General features: G+C 35.2%; 28 protein-coding genes, 1 rRNA gene and 1 pseudogene. 11 read left to right on the top strand and 19 right to left on the bottom strand.

Going from position 1 to position 26,361, the window contains the following annotated elements:
• The first annotated feature begins 653 nt into the window (after positions 1-653).
• Positions 654-2,152: ribosomal RNA gene (locus AACK98_RS00455) — 16S ribosomal RNA — on the top strand.
• A 253-nt stretch (positions 2,153-2,405) separates the two neighbouring features.
• On the opposite strand, the gene AACK98_RS00460 is transcribed toward AACK98_RS00455, so the two are convergent.
• The 5 genes from AACK98_RS00460 to AACK98_RS00480 form a co-directional block, all read right to left on the bottom strand.
• Positions 2,406-2,696 (bottom strand): IS1 family transposase, encoded by a 291-nt coding sequence (locus tag AACK98_RS00460; protein ID WP_339041447.1) that lies wholly within the window; start codon positions 2,694-2,696, stop codon positions 2,406-2,408.
• A protein-coding gene (locus tag AACK98_RS00465; protein ID WP_339040258.1) for an IS630 family transposase occupies positions 2,659-3,529 on the bottom strand; the annotation gives its coding sequence in 2 pieces (ribosomal slippage) (positions 2,659-3,204 and positions 3,206-3,529; 870 coding nt in all). The genes AACK98_RS00460 and AACK98_RS00465 overlap by 38 nt, the downstream gene beginning before the upstream one ends.
• Positions 3,530-3,600: 71 nt before the next feature.
• On the bottom strand, positions 3,601-3,741 hold the full coding sequence (locus tag AACK98_RS00470) for a hypothetical protein (protein ID WP_339041449.1): 141 nt from the start codon (positions 3,739-3,741) through the stop codon (positions 3,601-3,603).
• 238 nt (positions 3,742-3,979) lie between these two features.
• On the bottom strand, positions 3,980-4,249 hold the full coding sequence (locus AACK98_RS00475; RefSeq protein ID WP_339041451.1) for an IS1 family transposase: 270 nt from the start codon (positions 4,247-4,249) through the stop codon (positions 3,980-3,982).
• The gene (locus AACK98_RS00480; protein WP_339041453.1) at positions 4,218-4,511 is read right to left on the bottom strand and encodes a hypothetical protein; all 294 of its coding nucleotides are present in this window, start codon (positions 4,509-4,511) and stop codon (positions 4,218-4,220) included. Before AACK98_RS00480 ends, AACK98_RS00475 begins: the two co-directional genes overlap by 32 nt.
• 777 nt (positions 4,512-5,288) lie before the next feature.
• Here AACK98_RS00480 and AACK98_RS00485 point away from each other — a divergent pair.
• The gene (locus tag AACK98_RS00485) at positions 5,289-6,140 is read left to right on the top strand and encodes a glycine--tRNA ligase subunit alpha (protein ID WP_339041455.1); all 852 of its coding nucleotides are present in this window, start codon (positions 5,289-5,291) and stop codon (positions 6,138-6,140) included.
• 429 nt (positions 6,141-6,569) lie between these two features.
• Here AACK98_RS00485 and AACK98_RS00490 read toward each other — a convergent pair whose 3' ends face one another.
• Genes AACK98_RS00490 through AACK98_RS00500 form a run of 3 tightly spaced genes read right to left on the bottom strand, consistent with a single transcriptional unit; the run spans position 6,570 to position 7,226 of the window.
• Positions 6,570-6,848 (bottom strand): IS1 family transposase, encoded by a 279-nt coding sequence (locus tag AACK98_RS00490; protein ID WP_339041457.1) that lies wholly within the window; start codon positions 6,846-6,848, stop codon positions 6,570-6,572.
• Positions 6,811-6,975 (bottom strand): hypothetical protein, encoded by a 165-nt coding sequence (locus AACK98_RS00495; protein WP_339040402.1) that lies wholly within the window; start codon positions 6,973-6,975, stop codon positions 6,811-6,813. Before AACK98_RS00495 ends, AACK98_RS00490 begins: the two co-directional genes overlap by 38 nt.
• On the bottom strand, positions 6,933-7,226 hold the full coding sequence (locus AACK98_RS00500; RefSeq protein WP_339041092.1) for a hypothetical protein: 294 nt from the start codon (positions 7,224-7,226) through the stop codon (positions 6,933-6,935). Before AACK98_RS00500 ends, AACK98_RS00495 begins: the two co-directional genes overlap by 43 nt.
• 871 nt (positions 7,227-8,097) lie before the next feature.
• Between AACK98_RS00500 and motA the strand changes: the two genes are divergently transcribed.
• Together motA and AACK98_RS00510 are read left to right on the top strand one after the other, a co-directional pair.
• Positions 8,098-8,991 (top strand): flagellar motor stator protein MotA, encoded by an 894-nt coding sequence (gene motA / locus AACK98_RS00505; RefSeq protein WP_339041459.1) that lies wholly within the window; start codon positions 8,098-8,100, stop codon positions 8,989-8,991.
• Positions 8,992-9,026: 35 nt separating this feature from the next.
• A complete protein-coding gene (locus tag AACK98_RS00510; protein WP_339041460.1) occupies positions 9,027-9,977 on the top strand; it encodes a polyprenyl synthetase family protein in 951 nt (316 codons plus the stop codon).
• Positions 9,978-10,377: 400 nt separating this feature from the next.
• Here AACK98_RS00510 and AACK98_RS00515 read toward each other — a convergent pair whose 3' ends face one another.
• Both AACK98_RS00515 and ubiG read right to left on the bottom strand, forming a co-directional pair.
• The gene (locus AACK98_RS00515; protein ID WP_339041462.1) at positions 10,378-11,709 is read right to left on the bottom strand and encodes a hypothetical protein; all 1,332 of its coding nucleotides are present in this window, start codon (positions 11,707-11,709) and stop codon (positions 10,378-10,380) included.
• Between the two features lie 883 nt (positions 11,710-12,592).
• A complete protein-coding gene (gene ubiG, locus AACK98_RS00520; RefSeq protein ID WP_339041464.1) occupies positions 12,593-13,498 on the bottom strand; it encodes a bifunctional 2-polyprenyl-6-hydroxyphenol methylase/3-demethylubiquinol 3-O-methyltransferase UbiG in 906 nt (301 codons plus the stop codon).
• A gap of 449 nt (positions 13,499-13,947) precedes the next feature.
• Here ubiG and AACK98_RS00525 point away from each other — a divergent pair, with 449 nt between their 5' ends.
• Positions 13,948-14,565, top strand: a complete 618-nt coding sequence (locus tag AACK98_RS00525; RefSeq protein WP_339041467.1) for a hypothetical protein — start codon at positions 13,948-13,950, stop codon at positions 14,563-14,565.
• 398 nt (positions 14,566-14,963) lie between these two features.
• Here AACK98_RS00525 and AACK98_RS00530 read toward each other — a convergent pair whose 3' ends face one another.
• Both AACK98_RS00530 and AACK98_RS00535 read right to left on the bottom strand, forming a co-directional pair.
• Positions 14,964-15,779 (bottom strand): methyltransferase domain-containing protein, encoded by an 816-nt coding sequence (locus AACK98_RS00530; RefSeq protein WP_339041469.1) that lies wholly within the window; start codon positions 15,777-15,779, stop codon positions 14,964-14,966.
• Between the two features lie 370 nt (positions 15,780-16,149).
• Positions 16,150-16,437 (bottom strand): NADH dehydrogenase ubiquinone Fe-S protein 4, encoded by a 288-nt coding sequence (locus AACK98_RS00535; RefSeq protein WP_339041471.1) that lies wholly within the window; start codon positions 16,435-16,437, stop codon positions 16,150-16,152.
• 127 nt (positions 16,438-16,564) lie between these two features.
• Here AACK98_RS00535 and xseB point away from each other — a divergent pair, with 127 nt between their 5' ends.
• The 6 genes from xseB (at position 16,565) to AACK98_RS00565 (ending at position 22,304) form a co-directional block, all read left to right on the top strand.
• A complete protein-coding gene (gene xseB, locus AACK98_RS00540) occupies positions 16,565-16,840 on the top strand; it encodes an exodeoxyribonuclease VII small subunit (protein WP_339041474.1) in 276 nt (91 codons plus the stop codon).
• 70 nt (positions 16,841-16,910) lie between these two features.
• Entirely contained in the window at positions 16,911-17,786 is an 876-nt protein-coding gene (locus tag AACK98_RS00545; protein WP_339042464.1) for a DMT family transporter, read from the top strand.
• 143 nt (positions 17,787-17,929) lie between these two features.
• Complete coding sequence (gene dacB / locus AACK98_RS00550; RefSeq protein ID WP_339041476.1) at positions 17,930-19,309, top strand: D-alanyl-D-alanine carboxypeptidase/D-alanyl-D-alanine-endopeptidase; 1,380 nt, start codon at positions 17,930-17,932, stop codon at positions 19,307-19,309.
• 440 nt (positions 19,310-19,749) lie between these two features.
• Complete coding sequence (locus AACK98_RS00555) at positions 19,750-20,637, top strand: hypothetical protein (protein WP_339041478.1); 888 nt, start codon at positions 19,750-19,752, stop codon at positions 20,635-20,637.
• Positions 20,638-20,685: 48 nt separating this feature from the next.
• Positions 20,686-21,393 carry a type III pantothenate kinase gene (locus tag AACK98_RS00560; protein WP_339041480.1) on the top strand — a complete coding sequence of 236 codons (708 nt, stop codon included), beginning with the start codon at positions 20,686-20,688 and terminating at the stop codon, positions 21,391-21,393.
• A 542-nt stretch (positions 21,394-21,935) separates the two neighbouring features.
• The gene (locus tag AACK98_RS00565) at positions 21,936-22,304 is read left to right on the top strand and encodes an IS630 transposase-related protein (RefSeq protein ID WP_339041482.1); all 369 of its coding nucleotides are present in this window, start codon (positions 21,936-21,938) and stop codon (positions 22,302-22,304) included.
• A 172-nt stretch (positions 22,305-22,476) separates the two neighbouring features.
• Here AACK98_RS00565 and AACK98_RS00570 read toward each other — a convergent pair whose 3' ends face one another.
• The 7 genes and pseudogenes from AACK98_RS00570 to AACK98_RS00600 form a co-directional block, all read right to left on the bottom strand.
• Positions 22,477-23,031: a hypothetical protein gene (locus tag AACK98_RS00570; protein WP_339041485.1), complete on the bottom strand. Its 555-nt coding sequence runs from the start codon at positions 23,029-23,031 to the stop codon at positions 22,477-22,479.
• Positions 23,032-23,137: 106 nt separating this feature from the next.
• Positions 23,138-23,497: pseudogene (gene tnpA, locus AACK98_RS00575) on the bottom strand (IS200/IS605 family transposase); the annotation flags it as partial.
• Positions 23,498-23,610: 113 nt separating this feature from the next.
• Positions 23,611-24,024 (bottom strand): sugar phosphate nucleotidyltransferase, encoded by a 414-nt coding sequence (locus tag AACK98_RS00580; RefSeq protein ID WP_339042466.1) that lies wholly within the window; start codon positions 24,022-24,024, stop codon positions 23,611-23,613.
• The gene (locus tag AACK98_RS00585) at positions 23,957-24,403 is read right to left on the bottom strand and encodes a sugar phosphate nucleotidyltransferase (protein ID WP_339041488.1); all 447 of its coding nucleotides are present in this window, start codon (positions 24,401-24,403) and stop codon (positions 23,957-23,959) included. The genes AACK98_RS00580 and AACK98_RS00585 overlap by 68 nt, the downstream gene beginning before the upstream one ends.
• 157 nt (positions 24,404-24,560) lie before the next feature.
• Positions 24,561-24,776, bottom strand: coding sequence for a sugar phosphate nucleotidyltransferase (locus tag AACK98_RS00590; RefSeq protein WP_339041490.1), 216 nt, complete (start codon positions 24,774-24,776; stop codon positions 24,561-24,563).
• 867 nt (positions 24,777-25,643) lie between these two features.
• Positions 25,644-26,015, bottom strand: a complete 372-nt coding sequence (locus AACK98_RS00595) for an IS1 family transposase (protein WP_339042468.1) — start codon at positions 26,013-26,015, stop codon at positions 25,644-25,646.
• Positions 25,919-26,302 carry a hypothetical protein gene (locus tag AACK98_RS00600; RefSeq protein WP_339041492.1) on the bottom strand — a complete coding sequence of 128 codons (384 nt, stop codon included), beginning with the start codon at positions 26,300-26,302 and terminating at the stop codon, positions 25,919-25,921. The genes AACK98_RS00595 and AACK98_RS00600 overlap by 97 nt, the downstream gene beginning before the upstream one ends.
• Between the last annotated feature and the right edge of the window lie 59 nt (positions 26,303-26,361).

Genomic DNA, 26,361 nt, shown 5'->3' on the forward strand with positions numbered 1-26,361 from the left:
GTACCAGTTTAATTTCTGAATCAAATATCATATATATTTGCGAAGAAATTAACTAAGTAATACTTAAAAATCATGCCAAAAATATCTGTGAAAGTGGCTTCGCCAGTAGTGTCATAGCTTTGTATAAAAATCCGCAAGACCAACTTCTTCATTTACCTGCGGTATAAATCTTCTAAAGTCACAATTAGGATAGTGTTGCTATTTTTGAAATAATGCATGGCTGAATAGCGTTGGTTTGTTCTTGCAATTTTTTGCTGAAGATTTTTAGTTTTTATTGATCGATCTAATTATCTATTTTCTGTATACAAATAATGCTGGTTATTACTGCTATGTTGAGCATTATAATTTGATTTCAACAGGCTATGTTTCTTGGCTTTATAATGCTTGGTATAATTCTTTTGATGACTTATTTTTAGCTAATACATATCGTTGTTTTAGTATGGAGTATTATATTACATTCTATTCCAATGAAAAAATAATATAGTTTCTTAAGAAAAGTGTTTGACAGTGCCGGGTAAATAGCATATATTCACCCCTATGGCGAGCTTGAAAGATAACTAGCTTAAAGCTAACTCGCTTTTTCTTTGAAAGTGTAAATAGACAATACAAGCAATAAGACGGTGGTAAGAGTATTTTAGCGTTAAGCTAATACTTAACATGAGAGTTTGATCCTGGCTCAGAGTGAACGCTGGCGGCGTGCTTAACACATGCAAGTTGAACGGAAATAATTGGTGCTTGCACTGATTATTTTAGTGGCAAACGGGTGAGTAATACATGGGAATCTACCTTGCAGTACGGAATAACTATTGGAAACAAGAGCTAATACCGTATATTGCCGAGAGGTGAAAGATTTATCGCTACAAGATGAGCCCATGCAAGATTAGCTAGTTGGTGAGGTAAATGCTTACCAAGGCTACGATCTTTAGCTGGTCTGAGAGGATGATCAGCCACACTGGAACTGAGACACGGTCCAGACTCCTACGGGAGGCAGCAGTGGGGAATATTGGACAATGGGCGAAAGCCTGATCCAGCGACGCCGCGTGAGTGAAGAAGGCCTTCGGGTTGTAAAGCTCTTTCAGTAGGGAAGATAATGACGGTACCTACAAAAGAAGCTCCGGCTAACTTCGTGCCAGCAGCCGCGGTAATACGAAGGGAGCTAGCGTTACTCGGAATTATTGGGCGTAAAGCGTACGTAGGCGGCTTAGTAAGTTGGGAGTGAAATCCTTGGGCTTAACCCAAGAATTGCTTTCAAAACTACTAAGCTAGAGTATCAGAGGGGATGGCGGAATTCCTAGTGTAGAGGTGAAATTCGTAGATATTAGGAGGAACACCGGTGGCGAAAGCGGCCATCTGGCTGATTACTGACGCTGTTGTACGAAAGCGTGGGGAGCAAACAGGATTAGATACCCTGGTAGTCCACGCAGTAAACGATGAGTGCTAGATGTTGGGGGTTTTCCTCAGTGTCGCAGCTAACGCGTTAAGCACTCCGCCTGGGGAGTACGGTCGCAAGATTAAAACTCAAAGGAATTGACGGGGACCCGCACAAGCGGTGGAACATGTGGTTTAATTCGATGCTACGCGAAAAACCTTACCAGATCTTGACATGATAGTCGTACGGCTAGGAAACTAGCTGGTCGGTTCGGCCGGACTATCACAGGTGTTGCATGGCTGTCGTCAGCTCGTGTCGTGAGATGTTGGGTTAAGTCCCGCAACGAGCGCAACCCTTACCCTTAGTTGCCATCAGGTAAAGCTGGGAACTTTAAGGGAACTGCCGGTGAGAAACCGGAGGAAGGTGGGGATGATGTCAAGTCAGCATGGCCCTTATGGTCTGGGCTACACACGTGTTACAATGGTGGCTACAATGAGATGCAAAGAGGTGACTCGGAGCAAACCTATAAAAGCCATCCCAGTTCGGATTGTACCCTGCAACTCGGGTGCATGAAGTTGGAATCGCTAGTAATCGCAGATCAGCACGCTGCGGTGAATACGTTCCCGGGTCTTGTACACACTGCCCGTCACGCCATGGGAGTTGATTTTACCTGAAATAGGTGGGCTAACCGCAAGGAGGCAGCTTATCACGGTAAGATTGATGACTGGGGTGAAGTCGTAACAAGGTAGCCGTAGGGGAACCTGCGGCTGGATTACCTCCTTAAAGACAATTGGTTAAACAATCTAAATCGCCATCGTCTTAAGCTTTTATTGTTCTATTATTACTCTTGTTCTATTATTACTTGCTTCTTGCTACTCAGTCTTCTTATGGCTAATGCCACAAAGTGGCAACAGAGGGTGCATGTTTGAAACGCAGCATTTTGCGCGCCTTACAGGCATTTTTCCCATTCTGCCATAAAAAATCGCGATAAATTGACACAGATACCATCAGCTGAGCAATAAAAAGGCATTGCTAACTAAAAGATATATGTCAGCAAGTCTTTATTAAAAAGCATTAGGATAGAGTTATAGATCATATCTATGGCCTTACTGTAACGTTTGGTTTTACGATGAAACCTGGCTAAATAGTGCCGTATTAATGAGTTGAATGATTCCACTAAAGACGTTTCTGCCTTAGTAGAATAGTGTTTTTTAGCAATCCTAAATTTTTCATAAACGTCGTAATGGTCACTGCATGATATCTCTATCTCGTAGCTATAGCATAAGTGACTAAGGTGCTGACAATTTAATTGTATTAAAAACAGCATCATAAAGAGTATCAAATAAATCTATAGTTTTTCTAATTTCATTTTTTATCTTAAACCAGTAATGCTCTATAGGATTTAAATCAGGAGAGTAAGTTGGTAAAAATAATATGTAACAACCCACAGATTCAATTAACTCTTTCACTTTAGGATTCTTATGGAAGTTAATGTTATCCATAACAACAGTTTGTCCAGGTTTTAATTCTTTAATTAACATCTCCCTAATATAAGCTTCAAAGACCTCTTTATTGCAATTACCCTCAAATATTACGGGAGCAATAAGATTACAATTACAAAGACCAGCTATCATACTTATTCTAGTTTTATGTTGATACACCTTTTCCCCATAGCACCTTTCTCCTAAAATACTACAACCATATCCTTTACAAGCATTATCTTCTATTCCAGATTCATCAAGATATACTATTTTATCTCTTGTGATGGTTTTTATCTTTTCAATAAATTCATGTCTTAACGGAATATCTCTTTTCGGATGAAGATGAGTTTTTTTTATAGCTATAACCAAGTTTTTTTATCGCCTGTAAGATCGTTGTAGGTGATATATTACACCACTTCTTTGCTAGTTCTTTTGATGTCATAGCAATATTTAATTCAAAAAATTCTTTAAAATCTTCTAGATTTTTGATCTTATGACTGTGACCTTTTTGATAACCACTTGCTGCTTTCAAAGAACCGTGCTTATCTTGCAGAATTTTCCACTTATAGATAGTATCACGACTCACTCTAAATAGTTTACTCACTTTAGTGATTCTTGCACCATTTTCTAATGCTTCTATTACTCTTACCCTAAGTTCTATTGGATATGCTCTTGCCATAATTTTATGCTTTTTATTTCATACTCACTTTTTATATCTTAATTCCTAACTTTTGTCAGTATCTTAGTCACTTATGCTATACTTTGTAATCGCATGGCAATCGGAAGATAGGATGCAAAATCCCTGACAATGCTCACTTCAAAATCAACAACTTTATTTCTGTCCCTATCAACAGCAAGCCAAATGTAGACTTTGTTAGTTTTTTTTGGCAATAACTAAAAAGCTCATCCAGCTCAATAATTGAGATTTGCTTGGCATCTTCAGGTATCGTAACATCATTCAGCCTTTGTTTTAGAGAGAGTTTTCACAATTAGATAGAAGTATGATATGATCACTTTTTTAAAAACTAAAGAGTGGTTTTATGGTTTGTTGTAAGGGATGTTGCTCTGATATCTTTGTAAAGAATGGCATTGTAAGGGGGTGTACAGCGTTATAAGTGCAGATCATGTTCTAAATTTTGTTGAGGGCGATCTGGGCAAGAAGCCTCAAACAGCTGTTAAGAACTGTGCCAGACTTTCCAATTGTATGACGCTCTTTGGGTAAAATTTTAGAAAAAGCCTCCCAATCATCCGTATAAAAATGACATTCTTTCAGATGACTCACTTTGTTGTAGAGCTTTTGGAATGTTGCAGTATCACGATTGCCTGTAACCCAGGCAACTGTTCTCCTTGTACTACGATCAACTGCCTTAATGATCCAAAGCTTGTTTTTTTGAACCAATAAAATGCCACATCTCGTCGAATTCCATCTCCATAATATCCGAAGAGACAACTGGCTCCTGAGTCTTGCCCATCGCCTCTACTACCCAGCGATAAATTATGGACGGCGAATGCCCTAATATCTTGCCTAACATAGAAAAAGAGCCATTACCAAGACTATATAGCATAACGCATAATGCTTTCTTAACAGCTGTTTGAGGCTTCTTGCCCAGATCGCCCTCAACAAAATTTAGAACATGATCTGCACTTATAACGCTGTACATCCCTCACAATGCCATTCTTTACAAAGATATCAGAGCAACATCCCTTACAACAAACCATAAAACCACTCTTTAGTTTTTAAAAAAGTGATCATATCATACTTCTATCTAATTGTGAAAACTCTCAATTAAACGAAGCTCATTCTATATTTTGCTGCAAAAATCGCCAATTAAATTAAAATTCGCTACCGGCTTCTTTGCCGGGCATCGTCATCTGCTCTCTTTATCGATTTATCTGATAAATACTGAGAGCTTTAGCTTTAAGTTTGTGGAGAAATCTTTTTAATAAGCAAAAATCGCGATCCCAATGCGAAGTTGTAGAGCGAATTATAATACTAAATGCATTAATATTCAAATGATAGAATATGAAGAATACAGAGGAAGCAGTATAAAATCACCATTTTGTTACATAAATATTAACAATACGAATAATCTTCAGAAAAACAAGCGCTAAATTTTTGTAATTTGTTATTGTGCTGTTAACAAGGCAATATGCGCGCAGCATCATAAACATAAATTTTATTTGGCTGATAAACTAAATGATATCATTTGCAAAGCAAAACAAGTAATTGACTTTTATATGAGTAAAGCAGATAATTAGCACCTGAAAATCATGCGTTCTATGCTGACTCTGCAGTTTTTGCATATTTTTCTCGCTAACGCATATATAGGTATTTAAAGTTAGTTAGCTTCTCAGAAAATTTATGTAATATGTCGCTTTAAACATGTTGCAGTGCTGCGCTTCTAATCATTGCGAATGAATAAGTTTGATAGAGAAAAATGTACTTTCAAGATATAATACTCACTTTGCAGCGTTTTTGGGCTAATAATGGTTGCGTAATCCTGCAGCCATATGATATGGAAGTTGGAGCTGGAACGTCGCATCCTGCAACGACATTGCGTTGTTTAGAAGATAAACCTTGGAATGTCGTGTATGCACAGCCATGTCGCAGACCAGCTGATGGAAGGTATGGTGAAAATCCTAATAGAATGCAGCATTACTATCAACTTCAGGTTATATTGAAGCCATCACCAGAAAATATACAAGAGCTCTGTATAGAGAGCTTAGAGAGCATAGGTCTTTCTAAGCATAAGAATGATATGAGGTTTGTAGAAGATGACTGGAAGAATCCTACAATTGGGGCTTGGGGGCTAGGCTGGGAACTTTGGTGTAATGGTATGGAGGTTCTGCAGTTTACCTATATGCAGCAGATAGGCGCCATAGAGTGTAAATCAATTCCAGCCGAGTTAACTTATGGACTTGAACGTATTGCTATGTATATCCAAGGTATAAATAGCGTTTGGGATCTTGCCTGGAATAATCGCGGTGTGAAGTATTCAGATATCTTTTTGCAATCAGAGAAGGAATACTGTCAATATAACTTTAAAGATGCAAATATAAAAATGCTTTCGTCACATTTTCATGATTACATATCTGAAGCTGAAAGGTTAGCTGGATTGGATCTTGCGCAGCCTGCGTACGATATTTGTCTAAAGGCCTCTCATCTTTTTAATATCCTTGAAGCAAGAGGCGCTCTTAGCATAGTTGAGAGAGAGTCTTTTATGGCAAAGATAAGAAATGTAGCTAAAGCTTGTTGTCAAAATTGGGTTCGAAATTCAACAGCTTCTTAGGATATATATTTTACGCCTTTAAAATGCTCCTTATGTATTTTGTATACACGCGCCCACAATTCTTCCTAGCTCTTTTTGCGGTCTAACTTCGTATATGTGCAAAAGTTAAAATCAACTCTGCGCCTGCAGTATAGATACGTTGCAGCGCTCACTAAAGTGATAAAATAGTATGCGTTATTAGATAAGTCATTGTGTAAGTTTTTCTGGCCTGATTTTCAAGTATTACTTAGCGTGAGTTGCCAATTAATTGATTGCTGTATAATAGATTTGTAGGGAGCTATATGTTGCTTTAGTGTTTTGCAAATGAACAAAAATAACATGTGGAAAAGGTTTTTGCATCAATGTGCTGTTTTTTGATGATTTTATGAAAGATCTATTTATCTGTATTACCCGCAATTAATAGCTTAGATGCTTAATTTTTGAGAGTTTTCACATAAAGATAGATAATAGCTGTTCTTGATATTGTTTGAATATTTGTGTAATAGTAAGAGCGCACCAAAGCTTGATGGATCCGTATACCATTGACTCTTTTTTAGAAACGATTTTAGTGCGCCGTGTCATTCGGCATAAATGATGTCGCGTGTTGCTATTATCTCTCTCGATACATACTGTGCCAGACTTTCCAATTGTATGACGCTCTTTGGGTAAAATTTTAGAAAAAGCCTCCCAATCATCCGTATAAAAATGACATTCTTTCAGATGACTCACTTTTTGTAGAGCTTTTGGAATGTTGCAGTATCACGATTGCCTGTAACCCAGGCAACTGTTCTCCTTGTACTACGATCAACTGCCTTAATGATCCAAAGCTTGTTTTTTTGAACCAATAAAATGCCACATCTCGTCGAATTCCATCTCCATAATATCCGAAGAGACAACTGGCTCCTGAGTCTTGCCCATCACCTCTACTACCCAGCGATAAATTATGGACGGCGAATGCCATAATATCTTGCCTAACATAGAAAAAGAGCCATTACCAAGACTATATAGCATAACGCATAATGCTTTCTTAACAGCTGTTTGAGGCTTCTTGCCCAGATCGCCCTCAACAAAATTTAGAACATGATCTGCACTTATAACGCTGTACACCCCCTCACAATGCCATTCTTTACAAAGATATCAGAGCAACATCCCTTACAACAAACCATAAAACCACTCTTTAGTTTTTAAAAAAGTGATCATATCATACTTCTATCTAATTGTGAAAACTCTCCAATTTTTAATTGGCAACTCGCGCTACTTAGTTAATTTCTTTGCAAATATATATGATATTTGATTCAGAAATTAACTAGTACTCTAAAAAATCATGCCATCAAAATCCGCGTGCGCCTACTGATGAAGGTAGCGCCAATATATTCTTCTCTTTGTATTGCAGGAAAATCTGCTGTACACTCGTGTTATTAATCAGCAACTTGAGTTTGTTTAAGTAGCCGGTTAATACAATGAAAACCGCAATCACAACCATATTATCGCATTTTGCAATAGACTGCTTCTTTTAAATATTTGTTCCCCACAGCGGCTAATTGCTTTGTCGCATCCTTAGCCTTCAGGATGCTTATGCGCTTCTTTGTGCACTGTATGCTCCATTGTGTTTGTCTCACTGGAACAAGTGTGAAAGCAAAAGTCTAATACGCAGTACTATTCGATATTATAAATTGCTATCAGTTTTGCTTGTTTAAAATTAGCCAGTAATTTGCCACTCTTTGATTTTTTTATGATATATAAGGCGATATAAAGAAAAAATGGGCGACATTGGCAAAATATTGCACATCATTGTCATGATGTTATATATCGCGCGTATAGATTCAGTTCAACGATATTTATATATTGTAATATATAGCCATTAAGATTTCTGTAAAATACATAAATATATATTTCTAATAGTTAGTTTGTTATTTACTCCACGCGTTATAATTACTAAACTCTCCTTATAGCTGTGATAAGTTTTAACTATTAATGGGTGATTACTGTGTTAGGCTTTCTAGGAATGATTTTTACTTTTCTGTGTGTTTTTGGTGTTTATACGATAAGTGGTGGAAGTATAGGAGTTGTTTTAGGATCACTGCCGCATGAGACAATGTTGATTGGAGGTGCTGCGCTAGGCGCGTTTTTGGTTAGTAATAAGTTGACGACAATCAAGAAGACTATGAGTCAAGTACGTAGCAGCTTTAAAGGGTCCAAGTGGAAAAAGCAGGATTATACAGATCTTTTATGCCTTCTTTATGCAATTACAAAGACTATAAGAACTCGAGGTATTCTTGTGCTTGAAAATCATATAGAAAATCCTGAAGAAAGCCCATTATTTGGGCAATATCCGAGGATCTTAGAAGATAATATTGCAGTTACGTTTATTTGTGATACATTGCGTCTTATAGGAATGCATCTTGAGGATGTAAACCAAATCGAAGATGCGATAGAGCAAAAACTGACAAAAATGCATCATGAAAAGTTAGCAGTTGCTGAAGCGCTTATCACAGTTGCAGATGGACTTCCAGCTCTTGGTATTGTTGCTGCTGTGCTTGGTGTAATTAAAACTATGTCAAGTGTTGATAAGCCGCCAAAGATTTTAGGTGGTATGATAGCAGGAGCGCTTGTTGGTACTTTCCTTGGAGTATTTTTAGCATACTGTGTTGTTGGGCCCATAGGGAAAAAGCTTGAATCTATCGTAGATGAAGATTATCATTTCTACCTTGTGATTCGTGATGTGATACTTTCACACTTGCGTGACAATCCGCCGCAGATCTCTGTAGAGATAGGTAGGGCTAACGTTCCTACCTGTTATCAGCCTACATTTGTAGAGCTTGAATCTGTGGTTAGTACAGTGCAAAACCTCGTTGAAAAAGAAAAAGAGTGATAGAAGGAAATCCCATAAATAGGCTGAAGGCTTTTGTGTCTAAAGACATAAGAGGGGTTGATGAGTACATGATAAATTTAGCAAAAAGCCATGTCACTGACTTGATACCTGATATTATATCATACATAGCAAATTCTGGTGGAAAGAGGCTCAGGCCCATTCTGACACTTGCATGTGCAAAGATTTGTCGTTGCAGTACAGAAGATCATGTGTTGCTTGCGGCAGCAGTTGAGTTTATACATACTGCAACTCTATTGCATGATGATGTCATAGATCAAAGCAAGCTCCGCAGAAATAGAAAGACTGCAAATAATATCTGGGGTGATAAGGCAAGTATATTGGTTGGTGATTATCTGCTTAGTCAAGCTTTCAAATTAATGGTAAAGACAAGTTCTCTTGAAGCTTTGGAAACACTTTCTAATGCGGCTGCTACGATAGCAGAAAGCGAAGTGTGGCAACTTCAATTAATAGAGCAAGTTGGTATTACTCAGCAGGACTACATGAATCTTGTGAAATCTAAGACTGCAGCCCTTTTTGCTGCTGCCTGTAAAGTGGGAGGAATAGCGGCAAATGCAGAGCAGGATATAGTATCTGCATTTTATGAATTTGGCCTAAACTTTGGTATTGCGTTTCAGATTATAGATGACTTGTTGGACTATTTTGGAAACTCAAATGAATTTGGTAAAGAAATAGGAAATGACTTTCTTGAGGGAAAGGTGACTCTGCCTATAATACTGGCGTTTAGTGAAGCATGTGATGATGAAAAAGAGTTGCTGCACAGGTCATTTAGTGGAAGCGTGAGAGATATGACGAGTTTTGCAGCTATTATAGAAGTTTTAGTACGTCAAAATATTTTTGAGAAGATTCAAGAGGTTGCAGCATTCTATGCGCAGTCAGCGCTTAGTGCGTTGAACAATATTAGAGAACTGGAGCATGTCTCTTTGCTGCAGGATATAGTTTTATACACGCTGCGCAGGAGAGTTTAATGTTGTTATGAAGTACATATTTGCACCGTAAATTATATGACTTGTTAACAATGGGATTTGGTATTAATAATAACGTAATTAGCAAGTTCCATCCGCTAACAATTTATTTGCTTGCGCAAATAAATTTTTGTGGAAAAGTGAAATGCGCAAGAATTAGCCCAGGACTTAGCCCCATGCTAATTTTTGGATATATTAATAGCCCTATGTTGCAAATCTATTTTCACAAAATCCGTAAGGTTTTTGCAATTTGAAACGCTATTTTGACACTCGGGACAGCATTTCATGCCTCTTCTGAGATTTTTGGCGCACGTACTAGTAACTTGCGTTTCATAAGAAGCATTTTGACGACATCAATTTTGAAAAGTATGACGAGCGTATAGTAGACGAGATAATTGATGGATCAAAGGTTCTCTTTATGATTTATAGCTTTTTCGAGCAATTTTTCTTTAGAAATGCTAAAGTTGCTGTCTATCCATAATTTCTTTAAGTGTCGCATTGCATCTCCTATCTCTTTTCCTGTCAGCCCTAAATTTTTTATGTCATAACCATCAACTGGAAAGGTTGGGATAATTTGATCTTTCATTAGGTTTATCAATGTATCTAATTTGAGTTGATGATTCAGCACTAAAGTTAAAGATAGCATTTTCTTATATAATTGTTCCCCGAAGATATATAGGCATTTTTTATGTAGCATAATGTCAGAGCTGCAAAGTGCGTTGCCATATGTCATATATTGCTCATATAAAGATATCATAGTCCTTTTCTCATTTTCAGATAGTTTCCATCTATCTGCAATTTTCAGTATATCTATTTTGTGTGAGTCAGAAAGTATAATAAGGGCTGTAATGTCGACCAGTCTATCACCACTAAAGTGTACTCTGCTTAGTAGGTCTATGTTGATATCAGCAATACCAATAGCACGATTTACTTTGTGACTAAAAATTAACTTCACTACATCTTTTGCATATTTCGCAGAAAGTATTCTAAAAAATTCAGATCGGATTCTTTTTCCTGATATAGAAGAAAGTTCAAAAGAAAGAGTGGTTGCAGCAGCAAGGCTGGCTTGATCTATATTTGATGTTCCAATATATGCGCAGAATCTAAAATATCTAAGAATTCTTAAGTGGTCTTCTTTGATCCTATTTATAGGATCTCCAACAAATCTAACGATGCGATTTTTTAAGTCTGCAAGTCCATTAAAATAGTCATAAATATTCCACGACAAATCCATAGACATCGCATTTATTGTGAAATCTCTGCGCGCGGCATCTTCTTCCCAGTTATCTATGAACTCTACGTCCGCATGTCTTCCATCACATTTTACATCTTTTCGTAATGTGGTGATTTCACATCTGATATTATCTAGCGTTGCTAGTACAGTCCCGTGTTTCGCACTTATCATGCGTGCTGAGATATTAGAAGAGTGCAATATCTTAATTAAATCACATGGTTTGATTGTGGTGCTCATATCATAATCCATGTTTGATGTCTGATCTGCTGGAGGATTTTGCTGATTTTTTACTGCTTCATCGGAATGATTGAGCAGTGATTTGCCATCTCTCAAATCGCTTGATTCGTATTGAGCTGCTTTGTTTATGCTTTCAAATATTATATCTCTTACACATCCTCCAACCAGGCGGACTTCTCCATAAGAAGATATCGCATCAAAAATTTTTGCAAGCTGTTTAATTGGCAGCTTTTGTGCGATTTTTCTAGTATATGCCGGTGTCATTGAACAATAAATTTAATTAATGCAAAGTGTGTATATAGTAATCATTTCAAGGAGTTTAAGTCGTGCTATAACGCTATTTGCGAGAAAAATAATAAAGCTTTAGGAAGATAGAGTCAAACTTATCAATGCTCATAATGCTTTTGAAATTAGCGCATCACAGACTAATGCTTACTAACTCTTTTTGAGGTATAGTGAGTATATAGCTGATAAAAAATTATCTGGTGTTAAAGTGAAGTAATTTTGAGCAAATAAATATCTTTATATAATATAACGAGAATGGCATTCTTTTCTTAAATAAATTATTTTATTAACAGTGCTGTAGTCAAATAGAATTTAGTTGAGTATTAAATGCTATATAATATAGATAAAATTTAAAACTTTTAGGTCATGTCATTGTTAGTGTGTTTTGACGCAAAATTTCTGTAATTTTCACTGTTTTTCTAAATGTTATTTGGTATCCGAAAAATAGATTTGCTGCGCAAATAAATTTTTGCGGAAAATTAAATGTACAAAGGTTAGCCTGAAGCCTCTGCTCTGCGCTAGTTTTCGGATATATAATTTGTCCTGTCCCTAGCAAACGCTACTTAACAAAATCCATAAGGGTTTTGGCAAGTTTGCTACTTCTTCTGCTGGAGTTATGTGCGCCATAATTGCTTGCAGGTCAAGATAAATCCTATGTTCTTTAGAGTTATGATGCAATGACTATTTAAAGCGAGGATATATTAAAATCACAGATATAATGTTTTATATATTATCAATGTAATTAGATTCTATTTTGCTAGAAAATTCGTTCAAATGGCAGGTATTATGTTTCAAAATTTTCTAACGTTTTTGGGATTTTATATGCGGTATATAAGCATTAAATAATGAAATAAAGCTAGATTTATGTCTTCTGCATACATAAAATATAATTAGTGTTAACACCGTTTGTGCTGCGCCAGCTTTGAGTAAGTATACTAAATTCCAATCCTTTTATATCTCTGAGTGAAAAGCCTATAGTTTCTAAATGTTGTACAATTTCGGAGGGTTTTAGGAACTTTTTCCAGGAGTGCGTGCCGCGTGGAACAATGTTTAGCGCATATTCAGCAAAAAATATTGCCTTAACAAAGGAATTCAATGTTCTGCTGATAGTAGATAATATAAATATGCCCCCATCTTTCAATAGCTTAGCTACTGAATCTAAAATTAGTTTGAAATCAGCAACGTGTTCAATGACTTCCATACAAAGCACTATATCGTAAGATCCTATATGTTTTTGAGATTTTGCAAGCTCTTCCGATGTAGTATTTATATAATCTATTGCAATTTTCATATTTTGTGCATGCAAACGTGCAGCTTTTATATTGTCAATTCCAGCATCAATACCAACTATTTCTCCGCCAAGTCTCTTGAGTGGAATGCTGAGTATGCCGCCTCCACACCCAATATCTAGGATTTTATATCCATTAAGCGGAAGATAAGCGCAAGATCTTGCTTCAGCTTCTATAATTTGGTAAGAGTTGATTATACCAATATAAGTGTTATCAGGTGTTTTGTATTTGTTGTAATACAAAGTGTGGTTTATGCACTGAAGGTATAAAGCTGCACATTCCTTGATATACTCAATTCTCACGGGATTCATTTTATGTAGTAAGCTATATTCTCCGGTTTCATCCCACCATTTTTCTGAGGATTTGTTAAACTTTTCAATCTCTTCCGTGTCAATAGTCGTTTTAATCATCATTATTTCTTCCAGGAAGTTGGTTTTGAATATTGTGGCAGTTTTTGCTACTAGTGAATTATATATCAAAAAGACATATTATATATAGAAATGGATTGTAACATTAGCTAAAATATAAAGCAAAGTATAGATAATTTTTATGGATTATGTAATAGATGTGTGCACTCTATATATTTAGTGTTAGAGCTGTGGTTAAAAGCATGTAAGTGTATATCAGTTTGTCGTTAGAGATTTTGAGTTTTTTATGTGTGGCGTGCTATTTATTGCAAATTATTTCTTATTGAGCTGTATTTGTTAAATTTGAAATTTTCACTACTTAGCCTGATTTTAAAATAGGAACCTTTATGCTAACGAAACCAGATCCAATCATGATTCTAGAAAAAATGTCCGATTTTCAAAAAGAGTCTTTGAATATGGTGTTTATGCAGATGCTGCGGCATCTGTATCAGTATAATTGTTTAAAGCCATTGATGGATCTGAGTGCGACTAAATGCCAGCAAGAGTTGCTGAGATTCAAAGTGCAAGATAGACAGTTTTTTGATCTTGATGAAGGTAATTGTATGACTATTGAGTCAGTCTCAATAAATAATTTGCTAAATAAATTTAAGCAAAAAAAGAGATATGTAATTACCATCAAAAAACTTGGGTATGATGTGATTATTCATGAGATTGCACATATGTTGGAAAGAGAAGTTGAGCTGCCGCTGCATGATTTTTCAAGTGTTTTATTGAATAACTTAAAAAGAGCAAAGGTGAGTAATATCACACTGAAAGCTACTATAAAAAAAGTCTTATTTGAGGAAGTGTCACATTATCATAAATCTCATGTTCAATCTGAGTTATTTGCTAGGTATTTTCAAGTCATCGCAATGTCGAAAGATATATCAGGGTTCTCTTCTGTGACTGGATATAGAGTCAAAGATGTTTTAGAAGCGTTATGTGATACACAAAAATGGCTTGAAGAAAATATATATGAGCTTATATCAAGCAAGGTAGATGCTGCAATTGAATGGGCGTCGAGGTGTTATATCAAATCGATTGATGATGTAGAGCATAGGTGGTCTGAACAAAAGGTAGGGTCTATACATGTTGCTGGAAAAGCTTGGAAGAAAACTATTCAATCTATAAAAAATTGATTGTTAATGCAATTTCTCGATATTGCTATTGCGAGTTGCCAATGATTTTATAGAATTTGTGTCTGATACTAGTAAATTATATAGTCCGTCCCCCAAAAATTTATATACGCAAACAAATCAATTTTTGTGGAGAAGTGAGATGTGCAAAAATTAGCCTAGGATTCGGCGCTGCGCTAATTTTTGGATACATTAATTGGTCCTGCGCCGCGCGCAAAAACACTACTTGCACAAAATCCGTAAGGTTTTTGCGTTTATTATAACATTTTCTTACGGATTTAAAGCGCTATTCTGACACTCAGGGGCGCTATTTCATGCTTGTTTCGAGACTTTTGGCGCCATACTATATATCCGAAAATTAGCGCATGGCCGCTTCTTTAAGCTAATTTTTCATGGATAGACTACATTGCTCTATCTCTGAAGCCATGGAGAGAAATTATGTCGAATGTTGCTGGTATTTTTCCATCATGCGTTTGATATTGCTCTTTATAAAATTTTTCAGCGGTCTTGAAAAAAGTCTTGGGTAGAATATCATTTGTGCGGTTGTACATACAGTTACTTTGTCCGCTAAATCTAATGTCGTTCAGAAGTTCTTTGATGCTGCTGTAATATACAGTGATGCGGTTATTTTGTATAATGGAATTCGCAAAACCAGATCTTTGCATTAATTCAGCAGCAGACTTCGAGCTTATCATAGGTGAGACTCTAGGAAAAACGCCCCCATAGTATTCTAAATCAGCAAGCCCAAGTGCATTTCTAAGTTCTTGTAGTGTAAAGTCACCAAACAAATTTGCTATAAAAAGACCGCCAGGTTTTAAAGCGTCAAGATAACATGTTAAAACTCCAGGAACATCATTAATAAAATGCAGTGAGAGGTGGGATATTATAAGATCAAATTTTTTGCCATTAAGATTTATATCTTCTTCATCGCATATAATAGACTCCACTATATTGCGCTTAGTTGATTTTGCTTGACATTCAATGAGGTTGTATAATGTTATATTTTTCGCATTTATAAGTGAAGTGTTCGTGAAAAAACCATAGATAAGGCAGTCAGAAAAATCTGCTCTTATGTCGTTAAGAAAGTCTAGCGTATTTGCTGAAATTTGATCGAAAAGGAAGGAATGATTTTGAAAGTGCTTTATATTTTTTGAAATAAACTTTTTATGCAAGGCTCTATCAAAAATGGCAGGCAACTTTGTTAGACTAGAATTCACTTTTTACACTATTTTATTTATAGATAGTTCATCCGCTAAAAATTTATTTGCTATGCAAATAAATTTTTGTGGAGAAGTTAAATGTGCAAAAATTAGCACAGGATTCAGCACTGCGCTAATTTCTGTATATATTATTACTCATGTGCCTAAGCAAAACACTGCTTTCACAAAATCCGTAAGTTTTTTGCGTTTATTATAACATTTTCTTACAGATTTAAAGCGCTATTTTGACACTCGGGGCACCATTTCATGTCTCTTCTGAGACTTTTGGCGCACGTGCTAGATAAGCAGCTTTGAGCATTATATAATGTTAGATCAGAAACTAAGGCATAGCTAGTTTAAGTTAAAAGATGGTGTGAAAAGTCTAGTGTTAGCGGAAGTTATTCACATAAGGCTTTATTATTTGTTTTCTATCATTATGTTTCAGCACGTCATACTCTAAGCCTTCTATGGCTTTTGCATATGTTACGGCTTCATCTTTACTTGAAAATTTCAATCTGACTTGAGATTGTTCCATATCAGAATTAGCATCCCACCCCATCAATGGGTCTTTAAATCTAGTATTTTTAGGTAAAAACTCTAGTATCCAAAAACGTTCCCCGCATAAGCCAGATTGTGTGGCAACTTTTGTGGGCTTATATATTATTGCTTTTGTCATGATGCCGTAATACAAGAATTAATCAATCAGTTGTATAAAGGGAACGATATGGTAATTTGACTTATATAGTATGTAAGCGTAGAATATGTAACTACTTTTTGTCCAATAGTTCCTAAATAATATCATGGTGCAATCTAGTATAAAAGAAAAAGTAAGATCAAAGGGCAATAAGAGTAATGTCTTATCAGATTCTTTAGACCAAGAAGTGTCAAATATGTCATTTGAAAGTGCAATGCAGGAGCTTGAGACTATTGTGGAGATGTTGGAATCAGGAGATATTCCGCTAGATAAAGCTCTGTATATTTTTGAAAGAGCATCTATTCTATACAAATATTGTGAAGAGCAGCTTTCTGCTGCGGAGTTAAAAATATCCAAGGTAAATTTTGATAAGAAAAGTGTATAAGATTTTGCAAACAGATTAATTGTTATTTTCTATTATGTTAAAGTTAAAAGGATATACAGCAGGCATAGTAATGAAACTATTGAATTTATGCTTGTTTACCTGCATGTCTATATTTTCTCTGCATTTATCGTCTAGTATCTCACTAATACAAGCTTTTTTCATAGTTGCATGCATAGCTTGTTTTTTTATGCTACTATTCTTGCTATATATGTTTTTATTGTATGGCAATAAAGAAATTTTCAAGTTACATGATGTAAAATTAAGTGTGATTAGATCTTTATTTAACGTCATAGGAATGCTTTATTGGCTTGAAGCACTGAGATGTTTGGGAGGGAATGATGCCACTGCAATCGGTTATATGACGCCGATATTCACATTGATTCTTGCATATATCTTCTGTAATGAAATTCCAACTTTTGAAATAGTTGGAGCTATATTAGTTGGGTTTCTTGGCATGTATATAATTGTACAGCCAACTTTAAGTCATATAATCTCATATGGAGCAGCTTTTGGTATTATATCTGCTCTAGGCCTTGCTATGCATGATGTACTCTGTAAAAAACAGACATTAAAAGAGCATTATGCAACTCAAAGTTTCTATCAGTTTTTGAATATTGCAATTATTACAGCGCCGTTTGCGCTATATAACTGGACTACAGTATCATCATCTGATGTATTATATATTACGCTCATGGCTTTTGTTAGTGTTTTTAATGTTATAGTACTGTTCTTTGCATACAAACTGGCTCCAGTAATGGTGTTGATGCCATTTAGCTATTGTAGATTAATATTCATGGCAGTTGCTACGTATGCATTGTTTGGTGATGTTCCATCACAAAACTCGATAGTTGGAGCTGTAATAATATCTATCGCATCTTCATACATTTTTTATACGCAAAGTAAGATGAAAGTAACTAAAGGTATAGTTTCTCAAGAGAATGTATGATGCAATGTGACTTGTGCTTTCCCCTAAGCTCCGTATTCTCCTTGCACTTGCCTCACTGGTATTTAAGTTTAAGAAGAAGTCTAATGATGCGTTGAATGTTATGGCTATACTAATTTTAATGTTCTATGCCTTGAGATATAAAGATGAAAAAACTCATCACTCCTTTATTAAGTTGCTTACTGCTTTTTGCTTGTACGACTATTTCAACACAAGACATTTATAAACAAAAGCCAGGGTTTTATTCATATATCATAGGTGATATAGCAAGTAATGAAATTTATGAGGAGCATTTGTCTGCAGCATTTGTTACACCTGCAAGTTGTCAAAAAGTCGTAACATCACTTGTTGCTACAAAGACTCTTGGATCTAACTATAGTTACAAAACAAATTTATCTGTTAAAAAGCGAGGCGAAATTATCGATGATATAATGATTTCGTTTTCTGGAGATCCAACTTTGACATCGATTGATATTGAAGAATTACTTTTGCCCATTAGAGATTCTAATATTTCAGGCAGCATATTCTTGGATGTATCAGCATTTAATATATCTCCTTACTCAAGAAATATACTATTGGATGATTTAGGGCGTGCTTATGCTAGACCGATATTTCCAGCAAGTATAGATGAAAATATTATGAAATTAACTATATTTGCTACTAAAGATGGTGAATATGCTGATATATTTGATGAAGATTGGCATAAAATCGGTATACAAAAAGTAAGTAAAAATTTCGGCCCTTATCAAGAGATGGACAATCATCTTCTAACTTCAAATGAAAAATCAAAAATTGAGCTAGAGTGGAATGGAAGTCGTATTGTAATCAGTGGCACTATTAATAATTCTGAAGTTGCAAGAACGTTATATTTGGCACCGATAGATGTAGAGTCCTACGTCATGTATAAAATCAAGAAAATACTCGCAAAATTAAAAATCAAAGGTCGTGTAAAATTTTTTCATAATGATGTTTGCTCAAAAGATGGGTTTTCGCTTGTAAATACTGTAAAATCTAAACCTATCAAAGAGATCATGGTTAGTGCACTTAAAACATCTGATAATTTTGTGTTTGATAGTATATATGTAACAACCTTGAAGTCACAAAAACAATCGAAATATCTAAAGTGGAACGATGGCAATGAAATTATAAAAAATCTTATAGCGCGGCATTTTGATATAGATTTTGGCAAGGCAATATTTGTCGATGGTTCTGGTCTGTCGCGTTATAACAGGCTTCAGCCAGTGAAACTTTTGGAATTATTGAAAAAAGGATTTTTTGTAGAAGGATTTGTAGATTCTCTACCGAAATCTGGTGAGGTTGGTACTACTATGGAAAAAAGAAAGCTAGATATTGACATTGTGGCTAAAACTGGCAATCTATCTGGTATAAGTTGTCTTTGCGGATATAAAAATAACTCCATTGTCTTTGTGATGAGTGTTAGTGGTTTTTGTTCCCCGAAAGGTGAAATGCATGGAAACATGGACAACTTTCTTAATTATCGTCTTACAAGAGGTAAGAAAAGTTGATTTGCAATACACTTAAGCGCAAGTTATAAGTGTAATTTTATCAAAGTGATGAGCGGTAATATAATTTAATGAATCAGATATTTTTTATGATTAATATATACCTATTTAGTCGCCTGCTTTGTAATTCTTAAAGCAGATGGTTTATGTTGATTGCAGGCAATTATGATATGCCGCAAGTCCAAGAGAAAAAGTGGCAAAATTGCTAAAAATCTTATGGACTTTGTCGGTAGTCCCTAAGTAGTATTTGCTAGATACAGGATAAATGATATATCCGAAAATTAACGCAGGGCCGCCTCTTTAGGCTAATTTTTGTACATTTAACTTTCGGTAAAAATTGATTTGCGCAGAAAATCAATTTTTACAGACAGACTATCTACTTTAAAATAAAATCTTTGTTTATGTTTATTATTAATTATAGATGTAAAAATATTATGCGATTTGTGTTGCTCATTAATTTTTTATTTTTGTATATCAGTTTTAGTGAAGCAATTGCAAATGAAAAAGCGCAACCCAAAGCTTTGACATATGGCAATAAGCCAATAGAAGCATATTGTATTGCAAAGATTTTAGGTGGTACAGATGATGATAGAGTAGATTTAAGACAGTGTTATAAGGAGATAATAAAAGAAAAAATAGAAAGGCAACCTGCGAATACAGATGTGCCAAGTGGATTTCAGGGTTACGATTACAAGAAGGAATACTGCTGTGAATCTATGTACTGGCAGTATTTAGGTTCTCCTTGGCTTAATCACTTTTTAATATATTCGTTTTACAGCGGTGGCGGTAGTGGGAATTTTACGTCAATAAGCATGTTGAAAAGAGAAGGTGACATTCTTATTAAAGAAAGAGTGCTAGATGATGGTGACCGTGCTATGGGTGGGATTAGTGAGCCAATACTCAATGCAAGCAAGCTGACTTATTATAAATCCATTAGTATGCAAGACTTCTTTTTGCTTGGGTTACACCATTTGGGTAATGAATGGGAAAATTATAAGAGAGATGAAAAAGAATCTATAAATTCTCTGCCGTTTTGTGCTGCTTGCCGCTTTGCCGAAGTTGGTTATCTGATAGACTTCTCTGCTCAAAACCCTGAAGCTAAAATGATAAATGTAATGCTACCACAAAATGATGAGAGCTTTCAGGAGAAAGATCAGCAAGAAGAGGTTGAAGAAAAGAGTTTACAAGAATGTATATTAAGTGTTGTGCAGCAATATAATGCAGCTGGTATGAATCAAATGACACAAGATCAATTCAAGGAATTTACTCAAAATGTTATTAGCGTGTTTAGTAAAAATACCAGTAAATCAAATATAGCTGTACTACAATAAATAACTAAATTATAGTTAAGTTATTAAAAAGCTTGTAAAAGGGGTGGTGTGTTCCTAGCGATAGATGTAGGTAATACTAATACAAATTTTACTATTTTTAGGGCGGAAAACAGCTTAGGTTTGCAGCTGCATTCTGTCGAAAGTTACGGTTGTTCACCTGATGAAAATGTGGACAAATCTATAATTGGTACTTTTAAGCTTCAGACTGATTATAAGAGAGAATGTGACGAATATATGGCGTTACTTTCTACGCTTTTTGATAATGCTAAGATTGATTTGAGTAAAATCGATGCGGTTGGGGTTTCGTGCGTAGTTGCACCTGTATTAGGCAAGATTATTACATTCATTAGAAAATATCTAAAAAAAGAGCCATTTATAATATCTGTGCAAGATCAGAAGATACTAGATTTATCGCGGTTATGTCATCCTGAGACGCTAGGGGCAGATTTGATTAGTGCTGTGATAGCTTCTGTAATATTATATAACTCACAATGCATTGTGATAGATTGTGGAACTGCCACTACCATATCTTTAATTTTCAAAACAGATGGTACATGGAGATATGATGGTACAGTAATAACACTAGGGTTAAGTGCTACAGGCAAAGCAATCAAACATTTCATTCCAGCACTCTCAAATATTAATGTCGATTTAAATAGACATGCTTTGTATGGTAGAGATACGAGAGGGGCGATTGCAGCATGTTTGTATCACGGCCATATAGGGATGATCAAGCATATTACAACCACATTATAAAATGTATGTTTTCAAGATATTAAGCAGAAGTGTCTGACAATAATCACAGGTGGAGCTGCAAAGATGTTATTACATGAGATAGATTTTGTAGATATATATAATCCACACTTGGTGGAAATTTGGGTAAAGTTTGGATATGAGATGCGATAATAAAGTATCGCTATTAACTAATCATTTTTGCATCAAACATTGTGATGGAGCATATGTTATATACTCATAGGACATTATGATAACGCGAGTTGCCAATTAATTGCTTGGCTGGTGTGGCAGATTTTATGGCCCTATATGTTGCTTGAGGGTTTTGCAAATAAACAAAAATAACATATGAAAAAGGTTTTTGCATCAAGGTACTGTTTTGGATGATTTGACGAAAGATCTATTGATCCGCATTGCCGGTAATTAGTAGCTTAGATGCTTAATATTGATTGGCAACTCGCGCTATGATAATTTTCGAATTTAATTTGATGTATGGCTAAAACAGTATAAAAGAGGTATGATATACGTTAAGATGCTAGTTGCTATAAAAGAAATGAAAACATAAAATGTCCTACTCAATTCAATTCAGAAAGAAAGTGTTAAAATTACAAGAAGCTGGTGAAACATTCATAAAATTGTCGGAACGATTTAAAATATCAACGACAACAATTAGTAAATGGAAGAAGCAACTAATGCCTATCAAGCATAGGAATAAAAAACCAGTAAAAATAGACTATGAATCTTTAAAAAGAGACATACATGATCATCCTGATTCTTATAGCTATGAAAGGGCATTAAAGCTAGGTGTAAGCGCATCTGGCATTAGATACGCAATAAAGCGTTTGGGTATCAGCTATCAAAACTCTAAATCATCCGAAGGTAGATTGCGTAAAAAGATCTATGTTTTGCCAAAGAATAAAGCGCTTACAAAGTGAATGGAACATAATTGCTTGCGTTGATAAAAGTGGTTTTGCCGCATTGAGGCGCCAAAGACGGATGGACTAAACACCATTTGATACAGCTTCTGAGACTTTTGGCGCCATAATTGCTTATAACAAATATAAATTCGGTGTTTTGAGCATTATGATGCGACCATATACATAAATATCATTTTCTTCCATATTTATCACTGAGTCTCACTATATCAGATTCGTGCGCTGCTCCAATCTGTACTTCAATTATTTTAAGCTCCTCAACTTCGGAAGTATTTCTTATTCTATGCACAGCATCTTTTGCTATATATAAATAATCATCTACAACTACTTCTTTCAATACAGACTCATTCTCTACAGCTCCTCTCCCACTTACAACAACCCAATGTTCGGATCTCAATAAATGCTTTTGAAGTGAAATTTCTTCCATTGGTAATATAACTATTTGTTTTACTACGTAACCAGCATAGGAGTATAAAACTCTGTAATGCCCCCATGGTCTTCTCTCTAGACTATATTCACGTATAGAATTTTCAACGAACTGAATTTGGCTAGCGATTGTTGTATTTTTTTTTATCAACTCACATTGATCTTTATCCGCGATCAATACTGCACCTTTTGTATTGATCACAATAAGATTTTCAACACCAAGTGTTACAATCATTTCATCATTTTGGTTTACTATGTAGCTTGACTGAACTTGATCCGCTAAAACATTCCCAGTTATCAATTACTACCGGCTAAAGCGCGGTAGTTTGTGTAACGCTTACAAAGCAGATTAAAAGCGTAAACGCTAAAACTCTGATATTCTAAAATCATCTTTTTTGTGATGTTCCTCATACTGTTCTATATATTTTTGCACTTCTTCTGAATTCACATTGCCAACTGTCACAACAAAATACCCTCTGGCCCAAAGATGTTGTCCCCCAATACCGCTTACGGAGCAGTGCAAATTCCTGTAGCAACTTACGACTACTTATACCTTTAATATATTGCACAGCTTTAGATATTGATATACTAGGCGGAACCAATGCTAATATATGTACGTGATCAGGACTCATACTGCCACTAATTATATTTATGTAATTAGCAGCACATATTTCTCGGATTACTTCCCTAGTTCTAATCGCAACTTGCCTAGTTAAAACTCTATACCTATACTTAGTACAAAATACTATATGATACTTTAGGTCATATAGGCTGTGGGATCATCTCCTATATTCCATTCGTCCTCCCTTAGCACATTTCCTAGATAACTAATACTAAAGTGTTCGCCTAAAGGCGAGGGTGTTAACCATATCACATATAACTACATAAAATTATTTTTTGCATCTTTCTTACTAACTTCAAAACGGGACTTCCAAGAGCCTAAATCTGCCCACTCTATTTCTTTTAACTCAACCATTGTCATTAATTCACACCTAGATTTACTGAGAATCTCATCTATCGACTTATTGCTTGCAGTTCCTAAGCATTCTATATTTTCATATGCAACATTCATTCTCTGCAATCTATTAATACTAGACTTAACATACTCTGTATTTATGGCACGTAAATTATATATTTTGTTCTTTACCTTATCTGCAAATATTTCTTTACAATACCGTAATATTTCCGGCTCAAGATCATAAATTACTGATAAATATTTACTTGCTTTAACTAAAAAATATCCAGAATTCCAGAAATACTCCCCTGACTGAATATATGATATTGCAGACTCGATATCTGGCTTTTAGACTCGATATCTGGCTTTTAGACTCGATATCTGGCTTTTCTTTAAATGATTTTACTTCATATGCTATATCATGCTTTATGATATTTCCTACTCTTATATAGCCATATTCTGTACTTGGACTATTTGGCTTGATTCCGAATATCACGATACGATCTTCTGTAAATGAGATGGCCTGTTCAATCACACTATTCATCGCAAAATTTGGCGATATATAGTGATCAGATGGCGCAATCAACATTAACGCGTCTCCATAAATAAGCTCAATATATAGCGCTGCTAGAATACTAGGCATAGCAGTATTTCTCTGATTCTCTTCCAAAAATATTATTTCATAATCAACTTCTAGCTCCAATAGATCTTTTTCCACAAATGTTTCATATTAGACCTCTTGCATAACCTGTTCCAAACTGTGATTTGATTGTCACTAAAACATAAAAACACTCACGTGGATCATTGTTTGGTGACGTTTTGCAAAAATCCACTCTATAAGAATTTCTACCTCAGAATGAGGTTATGCAAGAGGTCTATTGAAGTGCAGTCATTATTATTGGTTTTTTAAAACAGTTTGAAGTAAAACGTTTTATAGTCTCCTGTAACGAAGAATGTTCACTTTCAATTTTGAGGAATTGCTTTGGCATTTTGTCAGATGAAAGTGGCCACACACGTTTTCCTACTCCACCACATAGAATCACTGGCACCACCTCTTTATACGAGGCAATATCACTTTGCAATTTCAACATAAATTCCCTTCCCAAAGTTTTTGAAATACTCCATGCGAAGTGTAATTGTATCGAAATACGGTGCATTAATTATCAAATCACATGTTTTTAAAGACATATTAATTCATATTTAACGCAAATATTTCATTCAAATTGCCTATAGGACGTAAACTTGAATTCTTATATATGAATTATACTCTTATATATAAGTCACATAAAACACCCAAACGAATATAAATTTCGTACTATAGCTAATTATTTTATCAACATTACTCCGCTAAAAATTATAAAAATGCATATAATAAATATATCTTTTGCGATAGTACCTTAAAAAATCATCATTTCATAAATAATTTCTGCAAAATCGCCTCTCGTATACAAACAATTGTATAATTAGATTAACAATTTGCTAATTAGATATTGAAATCTTAGAACTTGATAAATGAAGTCGCATATCATTTCATATATGAATTATTGCGATAGATTTTTCCTAATGCGATAAAATATAAAGCTATAATATATCTCTGATAAATAAAGAGTTGCTATTTCATTATAATGTGAGTTGCCAATTATTTTATAATTAGCAACTTGTTCAGATATGCACAAAAATTGAGTCAGGAACAACCTTTCCTAAAGTTTTCAAAAATATAAAATAACGATTTGTGCAGGTGAGATATGTTGCAGACACTACTAAAGTGGATATATGCACCTCTTTGTATTACTGAAAAAATCTGCAATACACTCAGATTATTAGATGCTACCTTCATAAGTGCACGAACACGGATTTTAAGGGCGTGATTTTTTAGAGTATATCTACTGAATACATATAAAACAAAAAAGCCAGCAAAGCTGGCTATACGTGAAGAAGTATTAAAATAATGAGAGTTTTCACATAAAGATAGATAAGAGCTGTTCTTGATATTGTTTGAATATTTGTGTAATAGTAAGAGCGCACCAAAGCTTGATGGATCCGTATACCATTGACTCTTTTTTAGAAACGATTTTAGTGCGCCGTGTCATTCGGCATAAATGATGTCGCGTGTTGCTATTATCTCTCTCGATACATACTGTGCCAGACTTTCCAATTGTATGACGCTCTTTGGGTAAAATTTTAGAAAAAGCATCCCAATCATCCGTATAAAAATGACATTCTTTCAGATGACTCACTTTGTTGTAGAGCTTTTGGAATGTTGCAGTATCACGATTGCCTGTAACCCAGGCAAATGTTCTCCTTGTACTACGATCAACTGCCTTAATGATCCAAAGCTTGTTTTTTTTGAACCAATAAAATGCCACATCTCGTCGAATTCCATCTCCATAATATCCGAAGAGACAACTGGCTCCTGAGTCTTGTCCATCGCCTCTACTACCCAGCGATAAATTATGGACGGCGAATGCCCTAATATCTTGCATAACATAGAAAAAGAGCCATTACCAAGACTATATAGCATAGCGCATAATGCTTTCTTAACAGCTGTTTGAGGCTTCTTGCCCAGATCGCCCTCAACAAAATTTAGAACATGATCTGCACTTATAACGCTGTACACCCCTCACAATGCCATTCTTTACAAAGATATCAGAGCAACATCCCTTACAACAAACCATA

The organism is Candidatus Lariskella endosymbiont of Hedychridium roseum (assembly GCF_964020185.1).
Lineage (GTDB): Bacteria > Pseudomonadota > Alphaproteobacteria > Rickettsiales > Midichloriaceae > Lariskella.